Origin of the sequence: Paenibacillus zanthoxyli JH29 (assembly GCF_000520715.1) — a bacterium.
Classification (GTDB): domain Bacteria; phylum Bacillota; class Bacilli; order Paenibacillales; family Paenibacillaceae; genus Paenibacillus_AQ; species Paenibacillus_AQ zanthoxyli.
The window spans coordinates 1-332 of record NZ_ASSD01000528.1 but is presented as its reverse complement, the minus strand read 5'-3'; the positions used below and the strand labels follow the sequence as shown (position 1 = coordinate 332).

1 pseudogene is annotated in these 332 nt (G+C 40.4%); it reads right to left on the bottom strand.

Features of this window, described 5'->3' with window-relative positions:
• Window positions 1-46: 46 nt before the first annotated feature.
• Window positions 47-247 (bottom strand): annotated as a pseudogene (locus L691_RS31460) (zinc-binding dehydrogenase); the annotation flags it as partial.
• Between the last annotated feature and the right edge of the window lie 85 nt (window positions 248-332).

Genomic DNA, 332 nt, shown 5'->3' with positions numbered 1-332 from the left:
CGTATCAATAAGCAACCGTTGGAAACGATTGATCGCTTTGACTAGGTTATAATCTTAATTGCGGTTTATATAATACAATTTTACCGATTGTTTTTCCAGATTCGATTTTAGCATGGGCAAGTTTCAAGTTCGCAGCATTAATCGGCGATATTTTCTCTGTAACAGTGGTGCGAATTTTCCCTTCATCAACAAGTTCTGCTAACCGATTCAGCAAACGATGCTGTTCTTCGATATCCTCTGTAATGAACCTCCCCAGCTTACACATCGTTTAGAAGCAGGGGTTTCTTACCAGCCCTTACCGTTACTTTCGATAAGCACATAGGTTGGCTATC